The sequence below is a fragment of the Candidatus Hydrogenedentota bacterium genome (assembly GCA_018005585.1).
GTDB lineage: Bacteria > Hydrogenedentota > Hydrogenedentia > Hydrogenedentales > JAGMZX01 > JAGMZX01.
The window spans coordinates 1-6,407 of the sequence record JAGMZX010000224.1; the positions used below are offsets into that span (position 1 = coordinate 1).

Consider the following 6,407-nt stretch of genomic DNA (forward strand, 5'->3'; position numbering starts at 1 on the left):
TGACTACCCAGAACAGGCGGTCCCGCTCCTTGAGCTTCAGGCGGGGCTGGTTTTTGTTGAGTACGATGAGTTGCTGGCGAAGGGCAAGATTCTCAGCCGCCAAATTCGCGACGATATTGAACCTTCGGGGCAGCCATAAAAAGCAATTCGTGGTGATTGTGAGCATCATTGAAGCTTGCTCCACGGATGATGTAAGTTCAATGACACCAATGCCTACGAATAAACGCGAACGACACCCAATTGCTATGACCCAGGCGGCCCGCATAAGGAGGGGGTGCGTAGGCTGCTTGCCACGCATACAATGCAGGTGTAGAAACGGGACTTCTTGCGTGACGATGTTTATCTTGCGAAATCTCGGGGGACCGTGTCTTGCGGCCACCGTCAGTAACAGTGCGTGAGATAACGCATAATGATACCTGGACTCGTGATAGTAATCACATTCTTCCTACATGCGAATGGAGCAGGACCTGCTCTCGCTGACCTGCCGGACATCCAGGCGGTTCCACAGGACCTATACCCTCCGCCCACGACCGACGGAACACCCGCACCAGGCCAGCGCGTTCGGCAAACCGTGTCTGAATACCGCGCCAGTCGCGTCTATCACACGCTGTACTTGCCCACGGACTGGAAACCGAACCAGACGTATCCGGTCATCGTCGAGTATCCGGGTAATGGACCCTACCGCTCTCCGTTTGGCGACATTTGTACAGGTGAAATCGAAGACTGCCATCTCGGCTACGGACTCTCGGGCGGCCAAGGATTCATCTGGCTGTGCCTGCCCTTCGTCAGCAAGGATAATCAGCACAACCAGGCCCAATGGTGGGGCGACATAGGTGCGACGGCGGATTACTGCAAGCACGTTGTCCGGGATGTGTGCGCCCAGGACGGAGGCGACCCCTCCGCGATCATTCTGGCGGGATTTTCACGTGGGGCCATCGCCTGTAATTTCATCGGACTGCATGATGACGCCATTGCCGGCCTGTGGCTGGCGTTTATCGCACACAGTCACTACGACGGCGTGCGGCAATGGGACTATCCCGGCTCGGACCGCGCCTCGGCTCTGGAACGGCTGAAACGGCTGCATGGGCGGCCACAATTTATCAGTCACGAAGGCTCGACGGACGAGACGCGTGCGTATCTCAAGAGTGCGTGCCCGGGCGGGCGTTTTACGTTTCAAGCACTGCCGTACCGCAATCACACCGATACCTGGGTGCTCCGCGACATTGCGGAACGCCAAGCGCTTCGGGGTTGGTTGCAGACCGTTCTCGGCGAACGCTCCCCTGATGTGAAGCCGACAACGGACAAGTAGTTCACGGCATCGGTGAGTCTCGGTGTCATACGGGCAATAACACCCGCTACTCCCGATAAACCCGTATTTCGTATATTCCGGCCGTGTTGGATGGACTGGAATCGTGCAAGACCACGCGGAGACGGCGCGCCGTCACATTGTCGAAAACATGGCGGCGCCAACGTTGGATGTTATTGGTCTCCGAAATCAACGTCCGCCAGCTACCCTCCTCGTCAATTTCCAGCGAGTATGCTTTCACACCACGCGATAGCAGGTCCCGGTTTCTTGCGTTGAGGTCGGTAACAAAGGCCACGTGTACGGTGTTGAATGTCATGGGTTCGGAAAATTCGAGTTCGATCCACTGCGGCATCACCTCTTCGGGATTGGGCTGCCACTTGTGGGTCTGATCGCCGACGGCGCGTGCGATGCCATCGATCACGTTGCCGGGCGAACAATCGAAAACAGCCGTCGCCGGCGGTTCAAGTGCGCAAGCGTAGAAACTGCTCGAGGGCGTCCATGCGTCAGGACCGTCGGCAGCCTGCGCCGTGTAGACGCGCTGCATGCCCTTCAGGGACGTGCTCATCAGACGCCATTCAACATCTTTTTCCGGTTCGAGCCAGACCCACGCGCATGGAGTGTCAATCGTCACATTCAGTGTGAAGGCGATCCAGCACTCCGCGCCGGCGTCGATATCGGTTTCGGCTACGGTGCAATCCTGCACGCTTGAAAAATCGCCGGGGCCGGTTCCTTTGCGGACGTGCAGCCGAAGACGTGCCGTATCGGTTCGCGTTGATCGCAGGTAGAGCAGGGCGCGGTCGATACGCCCTTGTCCTATGGGCATCATCTGTCCGCGGCGGTGATCCATGCGATGCCACGTGTCAGCCAGTCTGACGTCATCGCGGCGCAGGGGCTGTCCGGTCGCCTTGCTCGAAGCCGTCACTCGCGCGGTCCGTGCGAGGTCGGTGGGGTCTTCGTTTCGCACATCCGGAATGTACTGATCGTACTTGAGCAGAGTCTGCTGCAACTCGCTGATATCTTCTTGGCATAACGCGCGCGGCGTCTTATCCTTCGCGGCACACAACGCGGCCGCCGTACCGGCGGCTTGTCCGAGAGTCGCGAGCGTGCGCTCGACGCGCACGGTGCCCAGCGCAAAATGGCTGAAACTGGCGCAGCGGCCCGCGAATAACAGATTGTCGATGTTAACGGAATAGAGACAGCGGAACGGTATCGTGTAGATGTCGCGGATGTGGTAGTTCGTGTGGTAGGGCCCTTCGCCCGCATAGATACCGTCTGGATTGTGAATATCCACCGGCCATCCGCCGTAGGAAATGCGGTCCGGAAAAATCGTACCGCTCAGGACCTCGCTGGTAGTGAGGACATGGTCGCCGACGAGCCTGCGGCTCTCTCGCTTGGCCACCAGCGGCGGAACGTAGACCAACGCGTAGTCGCGCAACTTCTCCCGGTCGGGCCAGCGATTCTTCAAGTAGTCCCAATACCCGAACGAGATGCGGATCAGTTCGTCGCGCGCCCTTTCGGCATCGTTGAGATCGTCCCATGTCCCCGCATGCTCGAGCCACCACTCGCCCGTGGCCAAGCTGCGCGGCGTCCGTTTCAACGCGACGAGATCCGGGATCGCGGCTGCCCACGCCGGCGCAACATACTCGACCGCTTCACCGGTCTTCTCCGAGCGGTAACCGAGGCTGTGTTGGCCCATGATGCAGCCGCTCATGGTGATGGTATCCGCGACCTCGGGTGCATCGGGCTCGCCGTAGGTCGACTTTGACTCGCGCCCAACACGGTACTCGGCGCCTGCGTAGAAACCGGCCCATCCGTCGCCCGAGCAGTCGATGACGTACCGCGCGCCGAACTCCGAGTAAGCGCCCGTCAGCGTGTTAACGGTCTTTACGGCAGCAATACGCTTGCCATCCGCCATCCGTACACCGACCGCGCGGGTGTTCAGAAACACGGTCAAATTCTTCTCGGCATCACAAAGCCGCTGGAACGGCACCGAAACACTGTGATGCCCCTCCAGTTGCTGCATGCGCGAGGCCTCCTCGATGATCCCGGTTTCGCGTGCGTTTGGAAGCGAGATGGATGCTCCCTGAAGCCACACGCCCAGTTCGAGGCTCGCGTTGCCGCCGAGCACCGGCCGATCCTGGATCAATACCGTCTTTGCACCGAGCCGGGCCGCTGCGATCGCCGCAGGACATCCCGCAGGCCCACCGCCGACGACCACAACATCAAAGTCGCCGCGAGGCTGAATGTCCAGCGAGAGCCCGGTCAGCCGCGCCCGCTCACGCTCGATCCCCGCGACATTTTCCGGCGGAACGTAGCTGCGGTCCCGCGCAAGAACCAACGCGTCGCACCGAGCGAAACTCCCCGAAAGGTCGTGCAACGCGATGCGATTCTCTCCCGCACGCAGATCGATGGTGCCGCCATAGACCCAGGTCCACGCGTCGTTTCGCGCCTCGCCGAATGTCGCCGCCAAAGGTTCGCCGTTCACAACAACCTGGAACCGGCCGGGATGGTATTCCGGCAGCCAATCTCGCGTACGCACCCACACGCGGAATGCGCCTGTCTCGGGAATCCGCACTACGGTGGACGCATCTGCGACACTCGTCCCGACGCCCGGTGCGATAAGATATGCCGAGCCGATGAGATGGACAAACTGCGTGTCCGCCACCCAGCCGCCATAGTCCCCGAAATCCTCCGCATCCAGCCATACCAAGCCATCAATTACCACCGCCTCACGCGTCGGCGTGACCAAGGGGGCCTCCCCGGCCCGGTCCCACTCTTCGAGCGGTGTCTCAGCTATGCTAACTGAGGCCCAAATAATCCCAAACATCAACCCGACCCACGTGCTTCGACTGGTCATGTTCTTCTCCAAGCATTTCTCGACGTCACGCATTTATGACACGGTCCCGTGCTCCGACGCAATTGCCACCAAACTAAAACGCAATATGATCAGTTACTTAGAGCCTCTAACAAAAGTCTTTTAGTGGATTGAAACAAATAAGGATGCATGCGGTGCGGACGAAGGCCTCATGAATATCGGCGCGTTTCTCATGGCGCACGCGCAGCCGCCGAAACTGGTGCAGGCAAGCCATCGTGCGTTCAATCAGCCAGCGTGTTTTTCCGAGGCCGCTCCCATGTTCGGTATCGCGCTTGGCAAGCACGGGTTGGATTCCTTTCTTGTGTAGAGCGTCCCGGTGGGGTTCGGAGTCATAGCCACGGTCTCCCTGGACGCTGTTGGGGCGTTAGCGCGGTTTTCCAACTTTGCCGCGTACCGGGGGGAACGGCTCGGTCAAGGGCAACAACTGGGTAATATCATGGGTGTTCGCGCCAGTCAAGACAAACGAAAGCGGAACGCCGTTGGCGTCGCTGAGCACATGATGCTTAGTCCCCGCTTTGCGCCGACCCGTCGGGTTAGGCCCCGTTTTCTGCCCCCAAAAACCGCGCGCAGCGAAGAGGAGTTCACCAGCGCGGGTGACCAGTCGATGGCATCGGCTTTGTGCAAACGCGCCAGAAGGGCCACATGGATTCTTGCCCATACGCCGTCTTGCTGCCAGGCATGGAGGCGCCGCCAACAGGTCATGCCGCTGCCGCACCCCATCTCCTTGGGCAAGTCTTCCCATGCGATGCCGGAACGCAGCACAAACAGAATCCCCGTCAGCACCTTTCGGTTGGGCACAGGCGGACGACCGTTGCTGCCCGCTGGCTTGTCGGGCGGCAACAATGGCTCGATCAACGCCCACAAATCGTCTGGGAAAATCTCTCGGGCCACAGGCGCGCTCCAGTGCAGCCGCGTGGTTGGTTGTACCCGACGGAACACGCGGAGATGTTCCGCCCTGAGGTGTTCGACAGGCGCGCGCAGACAGAGGCGTTCTTGACTCGCGGTGCCTGTCTCGAAGAACGGGCCGAGGGGGGACCGCGAACAAAGACGGCGCGGTGAGTTCCGGCGCGGGCCGGTGTTCAGCGGGCGGTGAGTTTGCGGGCGTGAAAGGCTTCGGCGTAGCGGGAGGGCGAGTTGCATTCCATGCCGCGGAGGCGCAGAACGCCGCGGAACAATTCTTCGTCGAACCAATGCTTGCCGCTTTGGGTCGGGAAATGGCGCATGAGCGCGGCGACTTTGCGCCGCACGGTCGCGGCGCTCAGCGGCACGAAGAAGTTGGGCACGCCGAAGTCGCCGTCGTATTTCGGGACTTCGTATTCGAGTATGAAATGGTCGCGCCACGTGTTCCAGGTGAGTTCGTGAATGAGCCGGTGGTCCTGATGCCGGTCGTCGCGATAGTGGGTGAAGATGAGGTCCGGCGCGACGATTGCCTTGAGGTTTTCGAATTCCTCCTTGATCGCTTCGCCCGTGTACGGGAAGAAACCGTCCCGAAACTGCTTGAGAAAGACGGTGGCCGATGTCGCGCGGCGCAGGAAGTGCTTGGCGCTGCGTTCGGCTTCTCGCGCGCGCGCGCCGGATGCCGCGAACACGGCCCAGTGCACGCTCACGTTGCGCCGGGCATGGAGCAATTGGAGCATGGCGCCGCCGCAACCGATTTCGATGTCGTCGCTGTGCGCGCCGAGGCACAGAATGGAAAGGGGCGCGTCGGGGTCGCGGTCCAGGGCCATCCGGAGCATGGGGGCCTCAGTGGCGCGCGGGCGGTTGCGGCGCGCCCGTGCGCCAGACTTGCCACGGGGCCTCGCCCCGCGCGCACATCTCGTCCAGTTCCTGCTTCTCCTTGAACGTGTCGATGCAGGTCCAGAACCCTTGGTATTGGTAGCCGAACAGCTTGTCCTCCTTGATGAGTCTCTGGAACGGCTCCATGACGAGTTCTTCGCCGGGCATCATGTAGTCGAAGATCTGACGGCGGAACACGAAGTAGCCGCCGTTGATCCAGACATCGGCGGCGCGGATGGGCTGGATATCGCGGACGCTGCATTCGGCGTCGACGCGCACGACGTGCGTGGTGTGAGGCGGGCGCACGCACATGAACGCGCCGACCTTGCCGCTGTCGAGGAACCGCTGCATGTAGTCGAGCAAGGGCAGGTCGGTAAGCCCGTCGCTGTAGTTCGCGAGGAAAACCTCCTCGCCTTCGAGAAACGGCTGGACGGCCTTGAGCCGTTCCCC

4 protein-coding genes and 1 pseudogene are annotated in these 6,407 nt (G+C 60.9%); 1 reads left to right on the forward strand and 4 read right to left on the reverse strand.

The annotated features are described in order from the left end of the window. Nucleotides 1-433 precede the first annotated feature (433 nt). Nucleotides 434-1,309 carry a hypothetical protein gene (locus KA184_22525; protein ID MBP8132364.1) on the forward strand — a complete coding sequence of 292 codons (876 nt, stop codon included), beginning with the start codon at nucleotides 434-436 and terminating at the stop codon, nucleotides 1,307-1,309. A 46-nt stretch (nucleotides 1,310-1,355) separates the two neighbouring features. On the opposite strand, the gene KA184_22530 is transcribed toward KA184_22525, so the two are convergent. The 4 genes and pseudogenes from KA184_22530 to KA184_22545 all read right to left on the reverse strand — a co-directional run. Further along, nucleotides 1,356-4,163, reverse strand: coding sequence for an FAD-dependent oxidoreductase (locus KA184_22530; GenBank protein MBP8132365.1), 2,808 nt, complete (start codon nucleotides 4,161-4,163; stop codon nucleotides 1,356-1,358). A 106-nt stretch (nucleotides 4,164-4,269) separates the two neighbouring features. Beyond that, nucleotides 4,270-5,072, reverse strand: a pseudogene (locus KA184_22535) (IS5 family transposase). 188 nt (nucleotides 5,073-5,260) lie between these two features. Beyond that, nucleotides 5,261-5,917: a PIG-L family deacetylase gene (locus tag KA184_22540; GenBank protein MBP8132366.1), complete on the reverse strand. Its 657-nt coding sequence runs from the start codon at nucleotides 5,915-5,917 to the stop codon at nucleotides 5,261-5,263. Between the two features lie 7 nt (nucleotides 5,918-5,924). Next, the coding region (locus KA184_22545) for a glucose-1-phosphate cytidylyltransferase (GenBank protein ID MBP8132367.1) at nucleotides 5,925-6,407 on the reverse strand (483 nt) is incomplete at its 5' end.

What these genes read in the sequence shown, in the direction of transcription:
- KA184_22540 (MBP8132366.1), bottom strand. Translation starts at nt 5,917, where the DNA reads ATGCTCCGGATGGCCCTGGACCGCGACCCCGACGCGCCCCTTTCCATT.
- KA184_22530 (MBP8132365.1), bottom strand. Translation starts at nt 4,163, where the DNA reads ATGACCAGTCGAAGCACGTGGGTCGGGTTGATGTTTGGGATTATTTGG.